Source organism: Pseudomonas canadensis, from assembly GCF_030980095.1.
Classification (GTDB): domain Bacteria; phylum Pseudomonadota; class Gammaproteobacteria; order Pseudomonadales; family Pseudomonadaceae; genus Aquipseudomonas; species Aquipseudomonas canadensis.
Genome location: NZ_CP133298.1, coordinates 1,046,404 through 1,064,645 on the forward strand (window position 1 = coordinate 1,046,404; position 18,242 = coordinate 1,064,645).

An 18,242-nucleotide genomic window follows, 5' to 3' on the forward strand; every position below is an offset into this window, starting at 1 on the left:
GGCCCTTGAAGTCAGCCCTTCCACACCTGGGGGTTCACCAGGTCCTGCGGACGTTGGCCCAGCAGGGCGCTGCGCAGGTTGTCCAGGGCGCGGTTGGCCATGGCTTCGCGAGTTTCGTTCGTGGCCGAACCGATGTGCGGCAAGGTCACGGCATTGTTCAGTTGGAACAGCGGCGACTCGACCAGTGGTTCCTGCTCATATACATCCAGCCCGGCGCCACGGATGCGCTGGTTTTGCAGGGCTTCGATCAGCGCCGGTTCGTCGACCACCGGGCCACGGGAGATGTTGATCAGGATCGCACTGGACTTCATCAACCCTAGTTCGCGGGTGCTGATCAGATGACGGGTCTTGTCGCTCAACGGCACCACCAGGCACACGAAATCTGCCTCGGCCAGCAGCTCATCCAGGCTGCGAAATTGCGCGCCCAGCTCCTGCTCCAGTGCCGGCTTGCGGCTGTTGCCGCTGTACAGGATCGGCATGTTGAAACCCAGGCGCCCTCGCCGGGCCACGGCCGCGCCGATGTTGCCCATGCCGACGATGCCGAGTGTTTTGCCATGTACATCGCAACCAAACAACGGCGCGCCGACGCTGGCTTTCCATTGGCCGGCCTTGGTCCAGGCGTCCAGCTCGGCCACCCGACGGGCGCTGCTCATGAGCAAAGCAAAGGCCAGGTCGGCGGTGCTTTCGGTGAGCACGTCGGGGGTGTTGGTGAGCATGATCCCGCGTTCGTTGAAGTACGCCACATCGTAGTTGTCATAGCCCACTGACACGCTGGACACCACTTCCAGCTTGCTCGCGCCCTGCAACTGCTCGCGCCCCAGCTTACGGCCCACGCCGATCAGACCGTGGGCGTGGGGCAGGGCTTCATTGAATTGAGCGTTGATGTCGCCCAGCTTGGGGTTGGGCGCGATCACCTCGAAGTCCTGTTGCAGGCGTTCGATCATTTCCGGGGTGACGCGGCTGAAGGCGAGGACAGTCTTTTTCATTGCAGGCGGGCTCATCGACTACGGAAGAATGCCAAGCACGCTAACATTCCTGCTGCCGCTTGTCAGTTGGCCATCCGCGCGCCGCTGAGGCTGCCACTCAACTCATACGCCACCAGTTCCGCCTGGTGCGCTGCCAGAATCTCCGGCAGCGAGCCGCGCAGGTATTCCACCCAGGTTTTGATCTTCGCATCCAGGTATTGGCGCGACGGGTAGATGGCGTACAGGTTCAGTTCCTGGGAACGGTAGTTGGGCATCACTCGCACCAGGGTGCCGTTGCGCAGGCCTTCGATGGCCGCGTACACAGGCAACAGGCCGACGCCCATGCCGCTGGTGATCGCGGTTTTCATCGCGTCGGCCGAGTTCACCAGGAACGGCGAGGTGTTGATCGCCACGCTTTCCTGGCCTTCAGGGCCGTTGAAGGTCCATTTATCCAACTGGATCACCGGGCTGACCAGGCGCAGGCAGGCGTGGTTGAGCAAGTCCTGTGGGCGCTGCGCGCAACCTTTGGCCTTGACGTAATCCGGCGAGGCGCAGGCGATGCTGTAGGTGATGCCCAGGCGCTGGGACACGAAGCCTGAGTCCGGTAGCTCGCTGGCCAGCACGATGGACACGTCGTAGCCCTCATCGAGCAGGTCCGGCACGCGGTTGGCCAGGGTCAGGTCGAAGGTCACGTCCGGGTGGGTACGGCGGTAGCGCGCAATCGCATCGATGACGAAGTGCTGGCCGATACCGGTCATGGTGTGCACTTTCAACTGCCCCGCGGGGCGCGCGTGGGCGTCGCTGGCTTCGGCCTCGGCTTCCTCGACATAGGCCAGGATCTGTTCGCAGCGCAGCAGATAGCGTTTACCGGCCTCGGTCAGCGCGATGCGTCGGGTGGTGCGGTTGAGCAAGCGGGTTTGCAGATGGGCCTCAAGGTTGGAGACCGCGCGCGACACATTGGCCGTGGTGGTATCCAGTTGCACGGCGGCGGCGGTGAAGCTGCCGGCTTCGGCCACGCAACTGAAGGCGCGCATGTTTTGCAAAGTGTCCATGGAGTGTTCTCAGGGGAGATAACAAATTGTGACAGAAAGTTACGCCGTCCAGTGATCCCTACCAACGGATTATCGCCTGAACGGTAACAAAGATTCACAGGAATACCAGCTTATCGTCGTTCATGCCGCCGCCTAGAATTGCGCCACCTTTCCCGCTCCACCCTCTCAGGAATACGCTTGCCGTGCCGCGTCGCATCAGCAGAGAGCTTAAGACTCTCAGTGTTTGGGCTTTATCGTTAGCAATCAGCGGCTGCATCGGAACCGGAGGAATCGCCCCACAAGGCCAGTCTCTCGACGCCAACCACCTGGCTACCGACGAAGCCATCCAGAGCGCCGCCCAGGACGCCCGCTGGCCCACCGAGCAATGGTGGCAAGCCTACGGCGACCCGCAACTGAACCGCTGGGTCGACTTGGCCACGCAGCATAGCCCGAGCCTGGCCATGGCCGCCGCGCGAGTGCGTGAGGCGCGGGCCATGGCCGGGATTGCCGAGTCGGCCGAGTCGCTGCAGATCAACAGCGACACCACCCTCAAGCGCCACAACTGGCCGAAGGATCAGTTCTATGGTCCTGGCGAGCTGAGCGGAGCCAACACCTGGGACAACAATGCCTCCCTGGGCCTGAGCTACGCCCTCGACTTGTGGGGCCGCGAAAGCAATGCCACCGAACGTGCCGTCGACCTGGCGCACATGAGCGCCGCCGAAGCGCGCCAGGCTCAACTCGAATTGCAGAACAACGTGGTGCGCGCCTATATCCAGTTGTCGTTGCATTACGCCAACCGCGATATCGTCGCGGCGACCCTGGCGCAACAGCAGCAGATCCTCGACCTGGCCAACAAGCGCTTGAACGCTGGGATCGGCACCCACTTCGATGTCAGCCAGGCCGAAACCCCATTGCCGGAAACCCATCGGCAACTGGACGCCCTCGACGAAGAGATCGCCCTGAGCCGTAACCAGTTGGCGGCCCTGGCGGGCAAAGGCCCGGGGGAAGGCGCGCGGTTGCAACGCCCGAGCCTGTCCCTGGGCGCGCCGTTGAAGTTGCCGTCGAGCCTGCCCGCGCAGTTGCTCGGTCAACGCCCGGACGTGGTCGCCAGCCGCTGGCAAGTCGCGGCCCAGGCCCGTGGCATCGATGTGGCCCACGCCGGTTTCTACCCCAACGTCGATCTGGTCGGCAGCCTCGGCTACATGGCCACCGGTGGCGGCATGCTGGAATTCCTGGCGGGCAAGAAATTCAACTACACCGTGGGACCTGCGATCACCTTGCCGATCTTCGACGGCGGCCGCCTGCGTGCGGAACTGGGCGAAGCCAGCGCCGGTTATGACATCGCCGTCGCCCAGTACAACCAGACCCTGGTCAATGCGCTCAAGGGCATCAGCGACCAACTGATCCGCCGCGAATCGATGGACAAGCAAGCCGCCTTCGCCGCGCAGTCGGTGGCCTCGGCGCAGAAGACCTACGACATCGCGATGATCGCCTATCAACGTGGCCTCACCGATTACCTGAATGTCCTGAATGCGCAGACCTTGCTGTTTCATCAGCAACAGATCGAGCAACAGGTACAAGCGGCTCGCCTGAGCGCCCACGCCGAACTGGTGACGGCCCTGGGCGGCGGCCTCGGCGCCGGCAACGATGTGCCGCAAGACGCCAAGACCCTCCCGAGCAAGACCCCGGCGGCGCTGGCCGTGTTTGATCACTGAGTAGGATCTGATGACTCCCTTGCCTGCACCGCTGCGCTGGCTGCATTCCCTTGAGTGGCGCCGTGGCTTTTTCGACTGGGCACGCAGCGACGGCGTGACCTGGGTGTATATCTTCAAGGTGCTGATCGCCGCGTTCCTCACGCTGTGGCTGGCCATGCGCCTGGAACTGCCGCAACCGCGCACGGCGATGATTACAGTATTTATCGTGATGCAGCCGCAAAGCGGTCAGGTGTTCGCCAAGAGCTTCTATCGCTTCCTCGGCACCCTGGCGGGGTCGGCGGTGATGGTGGTGTTGATTGCCCTGTTTGCGCAGAACACTGAGTTGTTCCTTGGCGCGCTGGCGATCTGGGTGGGCATCTGCACCGCTGGCGCGACGCGCAATCGCAACTTCCGCGCCTACGGGTTTGTACTTGCCGGCTACACGGCGGCGATGGTCGGTTTGCCGGCCCTGGCGCATCCGGACGGCGCTTTCATGGCGGCGGTGTGGCGGGTGCTGGAAATTTCCCTGGGGATTCTGTGTTCCACCCTGGTCAGCGCCGCGATCCTGCCGCAAACCTCCAGCGCCGCAATGCGCAACGCGTTGTACCAGCGCTTTGGCGTGTTTGCGCTGTTCGTCACCGATGGCCTGCGTGGGCGCAGCCAGCGCGAAGGTTTCGAGGCCAGCAATGTGCGTTTTATCGCCGAAGCGGTGGGCCTGGAAGGGCTGCGCAGTGTGACGGTGTTTGAAGACCCACACATGCGTCGGCGCAACGGCCGGCTCAGTCGCCTCAACAGCGAATTCATGAGCATCACCACACGCTTCAATGCCTTGCACCAGTTGCTGGAGCGCTTGCGCACCGATGAAGCGGACCATGTGGTCGCGGCTATCAAGCCTGGGCTGCAAGACCTTGCTGAAGTGCTCGACGGCTTCTCCGGCCGTGCGCTCACCAGCCCGGACGCGGCACGCTTGGTCAGCCAGCTCAGCGCTTACAAGGACGGCCTGCCCGCCAAGGTCCGCAGCTTGCGGGCGGCGTTCCAGGAAGAGAACCCCAGTGAAGCCGAACAACTGGATTTCCACACCGCCTACGAGCTTCTTTACCGTTTTGTCGACGACCTGCATAACTACGCGCAAACCCACGCTTCCCTGGCGGATCACAGCCATGCGCGCGAGCAGTGGGACGAAACCTTCATCCCCAAGACCAACTGGCTGGCCTGCGCCGCCTCGGGAATTCGCGCGTCATTCATCCTGATCGTATTAGGCAGCTATTGGGTGGCTACCGCCTGGCCCAGCGGCGCGACCATGACCCTGATCGCCGCTGCTACCGTGGGCTTGTCCGCCGCCACGCCGAACCCAAAACGCATGGCGTTCCAGATGGCGTGCGGCACCTTGATCGGGGCCTTAGTGGGCTTTGTCGAAATGTTCTTCGTGTTCCCCTGGATCGACGGTTTCCCGCTGCTGTGCGTGATGCTTGCGCCGGTGATCATCTTTGGCGCATTCCTCGCTTCGCGCCCGCAATACGCGGGTGTCGGCGTGGGGCTGCTGATCTTCTTCAGCACCGGCTCGGTGCCGGACAACCTGACGATCTACAACCCCTACACCTTCATCAACGACTACATCGCCATGGTCATCGGCATGCTGGTGTGCGCGGCGGCGGGGGCGATCATCCTGCCGCCCAACAGCCGCTGGCTGTGGCGCCGGTTGGAGCAGGACCTGCGCGAGCAAGTGGTATACGCGATCAGCGGCAAGCTCAAGGGCCTGGCGTCGAGTTTCGAAAGCCGTACCCGCGACCTGCTGCACCAGGCCTACGGCCTCGCGGTCGGCCAGCCGCAAGTACAGCGCGACCTGTTGCGCTGGATGTTCGTGGTGCTGGAAGTCGGCCACGCGATCATCGAGTTGCGCAAGGAGCAGGCGATTCTGCCGGTGCATCCGGCCTATGCCGAGTCCCAGCCGTGGCGCCAGGCCATCCGCGTGATGGGCCGCTCGCTGGTGCGGCTGTTCCTGCAACCCAGCGCGAGCAACCTGGAGCGCGGCCTGATCGCCGTCGACCATGCGATCAGCCGCGTGCAGGCCACCGATGAACCCTTCGCCCCGCACTTCGACACCTCGGCCCTGCGCCGGGTGAAAAGCTACCTGCACTTTATCCGCACCTCGTTGCTGGACCCGCAATCGCCGCTGGCCGCCCTTAAAGGATCCCCGCATGCCCCGTGAAATCGCCTTCCATGGCGTGTACATGCCAACCATGACCCTGATGTTCCTGATCGCGGCCGTGTTGGCCTGGGCGCTTGATCGCTTCCTGGCCGGGTTCGACCTGTACCGTTTTTTCTGGCACCCGGCGTTGCTGCGCCTGAGCCTGTTTGTTTGCCTGTTCGGCGCCCTGGCGCTGACCGTCTACCGTTGAGAATGCCCCGATGAAAAAGTTTTTCAGCCTGCTCGCGACCTTGCTGGTACTGGCCTTGGCCATCTGGATTGGCCGCACGTTGTGGGTGCACTACATGGAAACCCCGTGGACCCGCGACGGGCGTGTGCGTGCCGATATCATCAACGTCGCCGCCGACGTCACCGGCGAAGTGGTCGACGTGCCGGTGCGTGACAACCAGTTGGTCAAAAAGGGCGACCTGTTGATGCAGATCGACCCCGAGCACTACCGCATTGCGGTCAAACAGGCGCAATCGCTGGTGGCGTCGCGCAAAGCCACCTGGGAAATGCGCAAGGTCAATGCCCATCGCCGTGCCGACCTTGATGCCCTGGTGATCTCCAGGGAAAACCGCGACGACGCCAGCAACATCGCCGACTCGGCGCTGGCCGACTACCAACACGCGCTGGCGCAACTGGAAGCGGCCGAACTCAATTTGAAACGCACGCAGGTGGTGGCGGCGGTGGATGGTTATGTCACCAATCTGAACGTGCATCGCGGCGACTATGCCCGCATCGGCGAAGCCAAGATGGCTGTGGTGGATATGAACTCGTTCTGGGTTTATGGCTTCTTCGAAGAAACCAAGCTGCCCCACGTCAAGGTCGGTGATAAAGCCGATATGCAATTGATGAGTGGCGAGACCTTGAAGGGGCATGTGGAAAGCATCTCGCGAGGTATCTACGACCGCGACAACCCCGAAAGCCGCGAACTGATTGCCGATGTGAACCCGACCTTCAACTGGGTGCGCCTGGCCCAGCGGGTGCCGGTACGGATTCATATCGATGAGGTACCGGAAGGGGTGTTGTTGGCGGCGGGGATTACCTGCACCGTCATCGTCAACCCATAATCCTGCAGGAACTGGCGTTATGCCTTGATGAAGGTTTCATGCAAATGGCGCCACAGCAGCGCGCCACTGGCCTGCTTCTCGAACACCACCGTGGCACGGCGGTCCGTCTGTGTACCGCTGTCATCGATCTGATGCTCGCGATAGGTCACCGTGGCGCCACGTGCATGGCGATCGATGCCGGCCATCTCGCTCAAGGTGATTTTCAATCCCGGGCGCATGCCGCCCAAGCGCGTGAACAGGGCATTGACCCCGGCCGCATTCACCCGTGCACCGGTCGCCGGGGCAACCATGCTGAATTCCGGGGAGAAGCGCGCGAGCAGGTTCTGCAAGGTGCCTTCGGGCGCAACGCCGGCAAACCATTGTTCGATCTCGACATGGGTCTGGATCACTTCGTCAAAAAAATCGCTGTAATCGATCATCGGTGAGGCTCGCTGGCAGGGTGAAGCAGTGCGCGTATTCGGGACGTATCCAGACGCAGCACCGCAAAAAGAGGCAGCAGTGTCAGGGCTGCCGCCATCGTGAAGGTTATGGCGAAGGAATCCAAGGCCGACAGTAATGCACTTAGCGCCGCTGCGCCCAGGCAGAAGCTCAGTTGTCGGTTGATGTTCCACAGGGCGCTGGCGTGGCCCATGCGTTCGGCGGGAATATCGAGAAAGGCCAGGGTCTGCGCGGTACTGCTGCACAGGCTGCCTCCCAACCCCATCAACAAATAGGCTGGAATGATCAGTGCAGGGCCATTCAGCAACAGGATGCCCAGGCATTGCAGCAGCATGCCCGCCAACAACAATGGCTTCGGACCACAGCGGTTGAACAGTTTTTTGCTGAGCAAAATCGCCAGTGCCGACGCCAGTGCCCACGGCAGCATCAAGGCGCCGGTCTGTGTGGCGTCGTACCCGAGGCCGCGAAGATAGAGTATGGCGATGAGGCTGGTACCGATGAACACGCCGGGGATGCACAGGTAGATCAGCATCGCGGTGCGCAGCATTGGGCTGCGTATCTGTTGGAAAATACTGCCCACGTCCAGTGGCACACGACGGCTCGACGGCCTGTCAGGTTTTATCCACAGCACGGTCAGCAGCAGGGTCATCAACGCCAGGGGCAGATTGGCGTAGAAGATCCAGCGCCACGACACGTTGTCGACAATCAAACCACCCAGCGCCGGCGACAGCGCCGGTACCAGCAATGCCACCGACATCACTCGCGCTGTCAGTTGGCTGCGTTCAGCCGCCGGGAAATGCCGGTAAGCCATGGCCTGCCCGACGGGAATCAGCAAGCCACCGCCCAGCCCTTGCAGGGCACGCCAGCCGATCAGTGTTTCAATCGAACTCGCCTGGCCCACCATCACCGACGCCCCGGCGAACAGCAACAGGCTTGCCGCGATCAGAGTTCGCTCCCCCATCACCGCAGCCAACCAGACACTGAGCGGAATGATCACGGTCAGGCCGAGCAGGTAGGCGTTGCTGATCCATGCCAGTTGCGTGACCGAGGCATGCAGTTCGTGGGCGATATCCGGGTAGGCGACCGTGGCGACAAACATGTTCACCAGGTCCAGGGCAAAACCCAATAAAAAGATCCAGGCGACTTTCGAGCGGTAGGTCATGAGTGCGATCCAGCGAGTGAAGCGAGCAGGGTAGGCGGGTCGTGCTGTTTGGGATACGTTGGTTTGCCTGTTACTTTGTCAAAAATATTTTGACAAAGGAGGGCGCCGCCGATGGTCAGCCTGGACCGATTCGACACCTTCAAGGCCGTGGTCGAGGCCGGCTCTCTCACCGCTGCCGCTGACCTGCTGGGCCAGACTCGCGCCGTGGTCAGCTTCAACCTCAAGCGTCTGGAAGCAGAACTGGGCGTCACTCTGCTGACCCGCAACACCCGTCAACTGGCGCTGACCGATGCCGGCGAGCGCTTCTACCTGCGCTGCACACGCATGCTCGAAGAGGCGCGATTGGCGGTGGAGGAGGCGCGCTCGGAGCATGCCCAACTCAAAGGCACGTTGCGCATCACTACCACCGTGGAATACGCATTGGCCGTGGTTGCCCCGGCGGTCGAAGCCTTCCGCCGCCTGCACCCGGACCTGGACATACACTTATCCACATCCTCCACTCACGCGGACCTGATCTCCGAGCGTTTCGACGTGGCGATTCGGTTGGGACGCTTGCTGGACTCCAATCACCGCGCGGTGCAGTTGTCGACTTTCGAGGTGTTCGCCGTGGCGGCACCACAGTTTGGAGGGGTTGATACGCTGGATGACTTGGAACAGTTGCCCAAGCTGGGGCATAGCCGATTGACGGAGTTGAGCGTGACCGATCCACAAGCCGGCGAACATTCTTATCGCCCCGGCCATGCGTCGCTAGTCGCCGACAGCGCAGCCGTTCTCCAAGCCTTCGCCGTGCGTGGGCACGGTGTGGCGGTGTTGCCGCAATGGCTGGTGCAGGATGACCTGGACGCCGGACGATTAGTGCGCCTGTTGCCGGACCATCGCTTTGCCCCGCAAGGGATCTACGCGATGTATCCGGACACCCGGCATTTGCCCCTGAAGGTGCGGGCGTTTATTGACTTTATGAAGGGTTAGGGTCAGGCGTTGATTTGGCGAATAACATTTATCAAGACCGGCGAGAATGGCTTGAGCTGTCTGTTTTCATCGGGTTGTTGCAGCTCTTCTTCAAGAATTGTCAGTAGGTCGATATTTTCTGTAGTGAGATCAGAACCATCCATGCGGCTGTTGAAAAGAAGCGCATTGATGATGTCTCTCCGATCATTGAATAGTGCTCGATTCCTTTCGCGACTGTCTCCCAAATTCAGTACTTGAATAGACGTGACAGCTCTTGGGCTCAGCCCTTCCACTCGCCCCGAGAGATAAAATTTCACCTCGGTTTCGCATTCATCCATCAGCGCAGTGAGCGGCAATGCCTGATGGGCGTGCGAATCTCCGCACTGGTTGGGACGATTACAGCTCGCGACGATATTGGAATAGTCCACTGTGCGATTGGGTGAGATCCTCTGAGCTTCCATATGCTCATTATGCGCACTGTCGAGCGTGATTGCGTTGCAACAGTGAGCACATAGGCCGTATTGCTCTTCTATGCAGGCTTGGCGAATGGCGTTTCTTTCTTCGTGCGTTAACTCGGGGTAGCGACCTCTCGGGTTCGCGCGTCTCCAGCGCGTCAATGCTGCTGGTTCACGTCCTTTAGTGATCTTACGCACTGCGCAACTCCAACTTGCGAATCAGGAGAGCTGCTTTAGTCAGCTCAATGTGATCAGGGGGAAGGTCTGCTGAAAGTTCTTCGAAAAGGGCCTTAGCCTCTTTCAAGTTTTTGTCTTGCAGAAGATCCAGTAGACGATCCAGGCGGTCCTGCACTTCACTGTTGCGTGCATCCGTGTCCATGACGCTGAGCAGCACCTGATTGGCATCGAGGCCATAAAGGCCATTGCGTTCTTCCAGCTCACCGTCGTCGAGGACGTAGCACAGGACGTCCTTGGTATCGCTGATTACCAGTGGTGAGTGAGTGGTCAGGATGAATTGGCAGTTGGGGAAGGTTGCCGTTAGTTGTTGGATCAGGCTGCGTTGCCATTTGGGATGGAGATGGAGATCTACTTCATCAATCAGCACCACACCATTACCGTGTAAAGGATTTTCGAGCGCAGGATTCATTATGGAGAGACGGCGCGCAATATCCCCCACCAGAGCCATCAGGGACTTTTCACCTTAAGAAAGCTGCGCAACATTAAGTGTTTCACCATTCTTATCGATAGCCATATGCAGGTTCGGCGATCTTTGAACCCGTAAATTATTAAAGCCGGGCATGAAAAAGGCTACGGCGGAACGTACAGCAGATAGCTGCTTATCTCTTGAAGCGTTCTGTACTCGGTTAAGCTCGTTGACGAATTTTTTATCTGATTCAAACGTACTTTTTAAATGAGTCAAAACATTCAAGGGAATCCCAGCTTCATTTTCACTGTCTTCCCTATCGCGGAACCATTCAAAAAAGCTAGCGAAATTCACGCCTCCGCCAAGTGCGCTTTCATATCCAGCAAGTTGATCCACCTTCTTATTCGATTTTTTTATATTCAGCGGAATTTGCAAAACAGATCTTTCTACCGGATAAAAAGCTACGAGAGGTAAAGAGATGTTTTCGTCTACCAATGCCCAATGATAACGGTAGTTACCAGCTAGCTCAGTGGCATTTGCGAGCTCGCTTACAGCAGATGCCGCACGACCCTGGCGTGATTGAGATAGTGTCCAATAGTAGTCGGAGCGATTTGAATGAGCGGCATCGCTGATGAGAATGAAGATGGCAGCAGTGTTGGCTGAGTTATTGATTGCCTCAGTGGGAATCGGCGAGCCTCTTCCTTTATCGGTCCTCACCCTGGCAACGAACCAACTCAGTGCCGTAGCCAACGACTTCAAAATCGTCGTCTTCCCCGCCCCGTTATTCCCCACGAACACCGTCACCTTCGACGCGTGCTTTTCGGTAGGCGCAAAGGCGACTTCCAAGTCGGTAAAACGACCGACGTTGTTCAGTCGAATTTTTCTGATTTCCATCGCATTACCCTTGTGGGGCCAGTCAGTTTCAAGAGGCAGGCCGCGATTATGGCACTCATCCCAGATTTTGGCAGGTGGGCTTCATGCTTGCTTACAACATGCCACTTAAGCCGAAGCGTTTCTTCAACACCTTCTCCAGCAACCCTTTGGGCAACAACGCCGCCATCAACGGTAACGCGCGGCTCCCATTGCCCGAGCGCAGCAGGCGGGGCGGTTGTGGTTGTTGCACAGCTTTCAATACATCCGCCGCAAACACATTGGCTGGCGTCGGCTTGTCCTGGGAAGCCTGGCTGCGCGCACGGATGCCGTCGCGCAACGGCCACCATGGCGATTGTTCATTGATCAACAGTTCGGCCTGGGCGCCGGCGTTTTTCGCAAAACGGGTGTTGATGGCGCCGGGTTGCACTTCCATGACCTGCACGCCAAACGGCGCCAGTTCCATGCGCAGCGCGTCGCTCAAGGCATGCACGGCGGCTTTTGACGCGCAATAGGCCCCCGCAAACGGCGTTACCAGCACACCGGAAACACTGCCGATATTCACCACCAATCCCTTGCTGCGCCGCAGGGCCGGGAACAGCGCCTGGGTCACACCAACGATGGAAAACACATTGGTCTCGAATTGGCGTTGCATCGCCTCGGTGCCGCCGTCGAGCAACGGCCCCATGGCGCCATAACCGGCGTTGTTGACCAGTACATCCAATTCGCCCAGTTGTTCGGCCAGCTGTTGCAAAGCGGCGCTGTCGTTGACGTCTAGTTCGACGGCATTAAAGCCGGCAGCGGCGAGGGCGGCGACGTCTTCCGGGCGGCGGGCGCTGGCCCACACCGTGTAGCCGGCGGCTTTGAATGCGTCCGCCAGGGCACGGCCGATGCCGCTGGAACAACCGGTGATCAGTACGTTGGGCATGGATCAATCCTTTGTCAGTCCGAAAAACTGCCTTGCAGGTGCTCGGCGCGAAATTCCAGGGTTTGCGGGCGGTAGCCGGGGCGCAGAGGCGGAGTGGGCAGGCAGTCTTCCCACGTGGCGCCGGCTTGCAACTCACCGGGCCCGCGATAGCGTGGGGCGGCATAGACGTTGTCCGCGAGGTTCACCGTATCGCCCGGTGCGTAGGCGGCGACGCGCCAACGCAGTTCGGTGAGCGGCACATCGTTGCCATTGTTCAGCGTCAATTTGAGCGGTCGGTCGGTGGGGCATTCGTCGGCAGCATAGGTGATGCGCAGCTCCAGGCGGGCCAGTTGCGAGGCTTCCCGGCTGTCCAGCCACACCACCCAGATCGCGACGAAACCCAAGCCCACGGCGGCCGCAAGGGATACGGGCAGTGCCTTGGCGGGGTAGCGCAGCAACAGGATCAGCCAGGTGATGATCAGTAGAACGCCGAAAAACATGGAGACCACCTCAAGTAGGGAATGAGCATCCTAACTTAAGCGTAGGTGGGATTGATCACCACGGCCCCAAAGAAAAAGCCCCCGCCCAACCGGCTGCGGATAGGGGACGCAGTCGGCTGGACGGGGGCTTCTTGTACGACTGTTTTACTGCGCGATAGTTTTCACCGAAACACCACGTTCAACCGGCGTCGAGCGACCGTAGATATCTTCAAAGCGCTCGATGTCGTCTTCACCCAGGTAGCTGCCCGATTGAACTTCGATGATCTCCAACGGGATCTTGCCCGGGTTGCGCAGGCGGTGCACCGAGGCGATCGGGATGTAGGTGGACTGGTTCTCAGTGAGCAGGAACACGTTCTCGTCACAAGTCACTTCGGCAGTACCGCTGACCACGATCCAGTGTTCGGCACGGTGGTGGTGCATCTGCAGCGACAGGCACGCGCCCGGCTTGACCGAGATGTGCTTGACCTGGAAACGCCCGCCCATGTCCACCGAGTCGTAGGAGCCCCACGGACGATAGACTTCGCAGTGGTTCTGGGTTTCGCTGCGGCCCTGGTCGTTCAGGGTGTTGACCATCTGCTTGACGCCCTGGACCTTGTCCTTGTGGGCAATCATCATCGCGTCCTTGGTTTCCACCACCACGATGTTATCCAGGCCGATCACCGACACCAGTTTACCGTTGCCATGGATCATGCAGTTGCGGCTGTCCTGGATCACCACGTCGCCTTTGCTCACGTTGCCGTGCACGTCTTTGTCGTTGACGGCCCACAGCGATGCCCAGCAACCCACGTCGCTCCAACCGGCACTCAGCGGCACCACGCAGGCGCGCTGGGTTTTTTCCATCACGGCGTAGTCAATGGAATTGTCCGGGCAGCAGGCGAAGGTGGCTTCGTCGAAGGTCACGGTGTCGGCGGTCTGTTCGCTGCGCTCAAGCGTCAGCAGGCAGGTGTCGTAGATGTCCGGATCGTGCTTTTTCAGCTCTTCGAGGAAGCGGCTGGCGCGGAACAGGAACATGCCGCTGTTCCAGAAATACCCGCCGCTTTTGACGAACTCGACGGCGCGTTTTTCATTGGGTTTTTCCACGAACTGCTCGACGCGGCTCACGCCCTCGGGCAGCAGCGAATCGTTAGTAGACTTGATGTAGCCATAACCGGTTTCCGGACGGGTCGCCGGTACGCCGAACAGCACCATCTCGCCACGCTCGGCGGCCACGGTGGCCAGGGCCAGCGCACGTTGCAGGGCTTTCTGGTCGTCGATTACGTGGTCGGCGGGCAGCACCAGCATCAGTTCGTCGCGCCCCTCATTGACCAGCATCATCGCGGTGAGGGCCACGGCCGGCGCGGTGTTGCGGCCGAACGGCTCCATCAGGATGCGCTGGCTTTCCAGCTTGCGGGCGGCCAGTTGCTCGTTGACGATAAAGCGGTGGTCCTTGTTGCAGACCACGATTGGAGCGTCCATACCTTCAAACACCAGGCGTTCCAGGGTTTGCTGGAACAGTGTGTGTTCACCGGTCAGAGCCAGGAATTGTTTAGGGAACTGTTTACGGGAAAGCGGCCAAAGACGTGAGCCGCTACCACCGGAAAGGATGACTGGAATCATGGGTGTTTCTCCTTGAATCGATTTGGGTCAGAGCTACGAAGGTTTGTCGTTTCACTCTTGTTTTTGTCTCGGTCCGACCGGACTCCTCGGTCCCTGTGGGAGCCGGGCTTGCCCGCGATGCAGACGACTCGGTTTGTCAGGTACACCGAGGTGATGCCATCGCAGGCAAGCCAGCTCCCACAGGGGAGCGGAGCCAGGTCGAAAATCTAATTAGCGGGTCGATACAGGGCGTTTCACCCACACTGGCGACAGGCTCGAACCGGAACCGGTGACGTACAGCACCGCTGCCTCGCCGCGCTCCAGGGCCACCGGCTTCACATCGCCGACTTTCTTGTCACCGTCATACAACGCCAGGCTCACCTTCACCGGGTTGATTTCACGTTCGCCACGACCTTTGGCCGCCACCGACTTGACCACATCAGTCTTGCCGTCAGCCGTCTTCAAGGTCAGGGCCTTGTCGCTGAGGTTCTGCACGCGGACCAGGGATTTCTGCTTGTTCTTGAACGGCGGTTCTTCGATCAGCTGGGGCTGGCCGCTGCCGCTGTTGACCAGCGTGTAGTAGTGGTCGGCGGCGAGTTTGACCGGCACGGTCTGGCTGCCGACCTTGGCGCTGTAGTCACCGCCAGGCATGAAGCTGAAGTCGCTGCTGGCCAGTGGTGCAACATCGCTCAGGTTGGTGGCGCCAACAGTGGCGCTGACTTCCTGGTTGCTGGCGTTGTAGATCCGCACGAAGCTCGAGCCTTTTGGCGCGGTCGGGCCGTAGAGGGCGGCGTCGCCGCCGGCGAACGCGGACATCGATACGAAGCTCAAACCGGCCGCGATAGCCAGGGTTTTAGCGAGACGACGAGGAGTTGTAGTGAAAGTCATGTGAGTTACCTCTCTTTCAGTTTTGCGCCCGGTCGGGCGTCTCGGATTTTGTGGTGTTGATTGCCATGTTCTGTTGGCGCGAACCGGCTTGTTTAAGCTGCGCAACCCACGCGGGGTCGGCATCACCGATTTCGTTGTTCACGGGCAGATAACGTTCAGGAAACTCCCAGATCAGCACCTGGGGCGGGCTGTTCTTGAAGTCATCGCTTTTCAGGTAACTGAGCATCGGCAGGATCGGGCCGTGGCCGTCTTCGGCATAGCTGACCACGTCGCTGCCCAAGGCTTGCTTGAGGGCGCCGACGAAGTTCCAGTTGGGGTTGGCGCTGTAGCTGGTGCCTACCAGGGCCACTGGGGTTTCGCTGTCGCTGAACAGGGCGTCGTCGCCTTTGGTTTCGGCCAGGTGCGTGACGCGTTTTTCCAGCGGCTCTTTAGGCGGCATCAGGTTTTCGAACAGCGGGTCCAGCGGCAGGAACAGACGCAGGTCGCCTTTATGCGGCTCGGTTTTTTCCGCCTCGGTGACAAATCGCTGTGGCTCGCCGCTCAGTGGGGTCTTGTCGGCGATGGTCTTGGCCAACTGTTTGGCGGCGATTTCAGCGCCGTCCGGAGTCCAGTGGGTGTCGGTACGCAGGAACACTTGCTTGCCGCCGAGCTTGGCCTGTTGCAGCGGGCCGAGCAGGTCCGGGGCGATGATCTTGTCGGCGGCGACGCGGGCGTGGAAGTCGTCGTACAGGTTGGCGTGGATGCTCGCCGGTTTCACTTCACCCAGGTGTTCCGGGTAGAGGCGCACCTTGGCTGGCACGATCGCCATCACCAGCTGAATGCCTTGGGCTTTGAGCTTCTGGCGCACGCCTTCGACCAGCGCGTAGTTGCCTTGCAGGTTCTGGTCTTCGTTGACGGCGGGGTTGAACTCCTCATCGCTGTACAACCAGTGATCGCGGCCCAGCACCACGCCAGGGCGGCCTTCATTGAACAGCTTGTAGTCCAGCGCCGCCCATAGGTTGGTGCCGATGCGCTTGATCGGGAATTCGTCGTCGTAGTGGGTCTCGACGGCTTTGGTCCAGCGACCGTTGAGCACAGTGGCGTCGGCGTTGGTGCTGAAGCCGAAGAAACTGCGCAGCGACCAGGCACCCAGGGCCAGCAGCAGCACCAGGAACAGGCCGATATAGAGGACGCGTAATGAACGGGTCATGGTCGGCTCCCTCAGAATTGGAAGTAAAGGAACGGCGAGAAACTCTGCGCCGACAGTTTGAGAATCGACGCCACGAACAGCAGCAGCACCGCAGCGCGCATGGCGTAGCGTGGCCAGTCAGCGGTCCAGTAGGCCGGTTGTACGGCGGCATCTTTGCCCACGGTGAAACCGGGCTCGTGGATGCTGCCTGGGTTGTCGCCCGGTACGGCCTTGATCAGGCTCGGATCGGCCGGCTTGGTTTTCTCGGTCTTCTCGGCAGGACGGTTGGTGTAGAAGTCGCGCAGGCCAAAGAACGCCAGGGTTGCGTACGCCACCACCAGGGTTGCCACTTGCAGGCCGGTCAGGTTGGCGCGGTTGAGTTCCGACAGCGACCACTCGCCAAAGCTGAACATCGCACCGTACATACGGCCGGCGACGTGCAGGTTCTCGGCGCGGAAGATTACCCAGCCCATCACCACCAGCAGGAAGGTGAAGGCCCAACGCACCGGGTTGAAGCTGCGCGGCGAAGTGTTGAGGCCGATGGCTTTTTCAATCGCCAGCCACATGCCGTGCCACGCACCCCAGACGATGTAGGTGATGTTCGCACCGTGCCACAGGCCACCGAGCAGCATGGTCAGGAACAGGTTGCGGTAGGTGGTCAGCGTACCTTTACGGTTGCCGCCCAGGGTGATGTACAGGTAGTCACGCAGCCAGGTGGACAGGCTGATGTGCCAGCGCCGCCAGAACTCGGTGATCGACTGGCTGATGTACGGCTGCTTGAAGTTCTCCATGAAGCGGAAACCCATCATCAAGCCCAGGCCGATGGCCATGTCGCTGTAGCCGGAGAAGTCGAAGTACAGCTGCGCGGTGTAGGCCAGGGCGCCGAGCCAGGCGTCGCCCGTGGTCGGGTTTTGCAGGGCAAAGCAATGGTCGGCCACCACGGCGAGGGTGTCGGCAATGAAGACCTTCTTGATGAAACCCTGCATGAACCGCGTGCAGCCCTCGGAGAACTTGTCGAGGGTGTGGGTGCGGTTGTTGAACTGGTCAGCCAGGTCGCGAAAGCGCAACACCGGGCCAGCAATCAAGTGCGGGAAAATCGCCACGAACGCCGCAAAGTCGATCAGGTTGCGGGTCGCCGGGGTATCACCACGGTACACGTCGATGATGTAGCTGATGGACTCGAAGATGTAGAACGAGATGCCGATCGGCAGCAGCACGTGGGTGAGGATGAATGGCTCCAGGCCGGCCGACTTCATCATGACGTTGATGCTGTCGACGCCAAAGTTGGCGTACTTGAAGTAGCCGAGGATGCACAGGTCAACCACCACGCCGAGCAGCAGCCAGCGCTGGGCCGGCTTGGTGCGCACGCCAGCTGCACCGACCTTGAGGCCAATCCAGTAATTCCACAGCGTCACGGCGGCGAACAGTGCCAGGAAGTCCACTCGCCACCAGGCGTAGAACACGTAGCTGGCCAACAGCAGCAGCAAGTTGCGATAGCGTTGCCCGCTCAAGTAGTACAAGCCGAGAAAGATCGGCAAGAACAGAAACAGGAACACATTGGACGAGAAAACCATCCCGATCTCTCCATGTTTAACCAACAGTCAAGGGCCAGAGCCCCCCCAAACCCCCCATGGTTTCCATGGACGGCGATGCAGCTTTTTGTGGTGAGCGGGCTTGCCCCGCGCTGGGCTGCGTAGCAGCCCCAAAACCCCACGTCGCGGTATACCTGGCACACCG

16 protein-coding genes and 1 pseudogene are annotated in these 18,242 nt (G+C 60.4%); 5 read left to right on the top strand and 12 right to left on the bottom strand.

Features of this window, described 5'->3' with window-relative positions:
* Positions 1 to 11 precede the first annotated feature (11 nt).
* Positions 12 to 986 (bottom strand): 2-hydroxyacid dehydrogenase, encoded by a 975-nt coding sequence (locus tag RB216_RS04725; RefSeq protein ID WP_068933618.1) that lies wholly within the window; start codon positions 984 to 986, stop codon positions 12 to 14.
* Positions 987 to 1,048: 62 nt separating this feature from the next.
* Complete coding sequence (locus tag RB216_RS04730) at positions 1,049 to 2,017, bottom strand: LysR family transcriptional regulator (protein WP_028618911.1); 969 nt, start codon at positions 2,015 to 2,017, stop codon at positions 1,049 to 1,051.
* A gap of 182 nt (positions 2,018 to 2,199) precedes the next feature.
* Here RB216_RS04730 and RB216_RS04735 point away from each other — a divergent pair, with 182 nt between their 5' ends.
* From RB216_RS04735 to RB216_RS04750, 4 genes are read left to right on the top strand one after another with little or no spacing between them, the layout of a single operon-like run.
* Complete coding sequence (locus RB216_RS04735; protein ID WP_236318207.1) at positions 2,200 to 3,711, top strand: efflux transporter outer membrane subunit; 1,512 nt, start codon at positions 2,200 to 2,202, stop codon at positions 3,709 to 3,711.
* 10 nt (positions 3,712 to 3,721) lie between these two features.
* Positions 3,722 to 5,899: an FUSC family protein gene (locus tag RB216_RS04740; RefSeq protein WP_068933615.1), complete on the top strand. Its 2,178-nt coding sequence runs from the start codon at positions 3,722 to 3,724 to the stop codon at positions 5,897 to 5,899.
* Entirely contained in the window at positions 5,889 to 6,089 is a 201-nt protein-coding gene (locus RB216_RS04745; RefSeq protein ID WP_012722318.1) for a DUF1656 domain-containing protein, read from the top strand. The genes RB216_RS04740 and RB216_RS04745 overlap by 11 nt, the downstream gene beginning before the upstream one ends.
* 10 nt (positions 6,090 to 6,099) lie before the next feature.
* On the top strand, positions 6,100 to 6,951 hold the full coding sequence (locus RB216_RS04750; RefSeq protein WP_028618914.1) for an efflux RND transporter periplasmic adaptor subunit: 852 nt from the start codon (positions 6,100 to 6,102) through the stop codon (positions 6,949 to 6,951).
* A gap of 17 nt (positions 6,952 to 6,968) precedes the next feature.
* On the opposite strand, the gene RB216_RS04755 is transcribed toward RB216_RS04750, so the two are convergent.
* Both RB216_RS04755 and RB216_RS04760 read right to left on the bottom strand, forming a co-directional pair.
* A complete protein-coding gene (locus RB216_RS04755) occupies positions 6,969 to 7,370 on the bottom strand; it encodes a DUF4440 domain-containing protein (protein ID WP_122686151.1) in 402 nt (133 codons plus the stop codon).
* Positions 7,367 to 8,551: an MFS transporter gene (locus RB216_RS04760; RefSeq protein WP_308908368.1), complete on the bottom strand. Its 1,185-nt coding sequence runs from the start codon at positions 8,549 to 8,551 to the stop codon at positions 7,367 to 7,369. Before RB216_RS04760 ends, RB216_RS04755 begins: the two co-directional genes overlap by 4 nt.
* 111 nt (positions 8,552 to 8,662) lie before the next feature.
* Between RB216_RS04760 and RB216_RS04765 the strand changes: the two genes are divergently transcribed.
* Positions 8,663 to 9,520, top strand: coding sequence for a LysR family transcriptional regulator (locus RB216_RS04765; RefSeq protein ID WP_028618917.1), 858 nt, complete (start codon positions 8,663 to 8,665; stop codon positions 9,518 to 9,520).
* Positions 9,521 to 9,522: 2 nt separating this feature from the next.
* Here RB216_RS04765 and RB216_RS04770 read toward each other — a convergent pair whose 3' ends face one another.
* From RB216_RS04770 to RB216_RS04805, 8 genes and pseudogenes are all read right to left on the bottom strand, one after another.
* Entirely contained in the window at positions 9,523 to 10,152 is a 630-nt protein-coding gene (locus RB216_RS04770) for an HNH endonuclease family protein (protein ID WP_308908369.1), read from the bottom strand.
* Positions 10,145 to 11,491: pseudogene (locus RB216_RS04775) on the bottom strand (AAA family ATPase). Before RB216_RS04775 ends, RB216_RS04770 begins: the two are co-directional and overlap by 8 nt.
* A gap of 91 nt (positions 11,492 to 11,582) precedes the next feature.
* Complete coding sequence (locus RB216_RS04780; protein ID WP_308908370.1) at positions 11,583 to 12,395, bottom strand: SDR family oxidoreductase; 813 nt, start codon at positions 12,393 to 12,395, stop codon at positions 11,583 to 11,585.
* A gap of 14 nt (positions 12,396 to 12,409) precedes the next feature.
* On the bottom strand, positions 12,410 to 12,874 hold the full coding sequence (locus RB216_RS04785; protein WP_068933611.1) for a multidrug transporter: 465 nt from the start codon (positions 12,872 to 12,874) through the stop codon (positions 12,410 to 12,412).
* A gap of 144 nt (positions 12,875 to 13,018) precedes the next feature.
* Positions 13,019 to 14,470 (bottom strand): mannose-1-phosphate guanylyltransferase/mannose-6-phosphate isomerase, encoded by a 1,452-nt coding sequence (locus tag RB216_RS04790; protein ID WP_028618920.1) that lies wholly within the window; start codon positions 14,468 to 14,470, stop codon positions 13,019 to 13,021.
* Positions 14,471 to 14,680: 210 nt separating this feature from the next.
* The gene (locus RB216_RS04795) at positions 14,681 to 15,337 is read right to left on the bottom strand and encodes an alginate O-acetyltransferase AlgF (RefSeq protein ID WP_016978194.1); all 657 of its coding nucleotides are present in this window, start codon (positions 15,335 to 15,337) and stop codon (positions 14,681 to 14,683) included.
* A 16-nt stretch (positions 15,338 to 15,353) separates the two neighbouring features.
* On the bottom strand, positions 15,354 to 16,526 hold the full coding sequence (locus RB216_RS04800; RefSeq protein ID WP_028618921.1) for an alginate O-acetyltransferase: 1,173 nt from the start codon (positions 16,524 to 16,526) through the stop codon (positions 15,354 to 15,356).
* A gap of 11 nt (positions 16,527 to 16,537) precedes the next feature.
* Positions 16,538 to 18,079, bottom strand: coding sequence for an MBOAT family O-acyltransferase (locus tag RB216_RS04805; protein ID WP_028618922.1), 1,542 nt, complete (start codon positions 18,077 to 18,079; stop codon positions 16,538 to 16,540).
* Between the last annotated feature and the right edge of the window lie 163 nt (positions 18,080 to 18,242).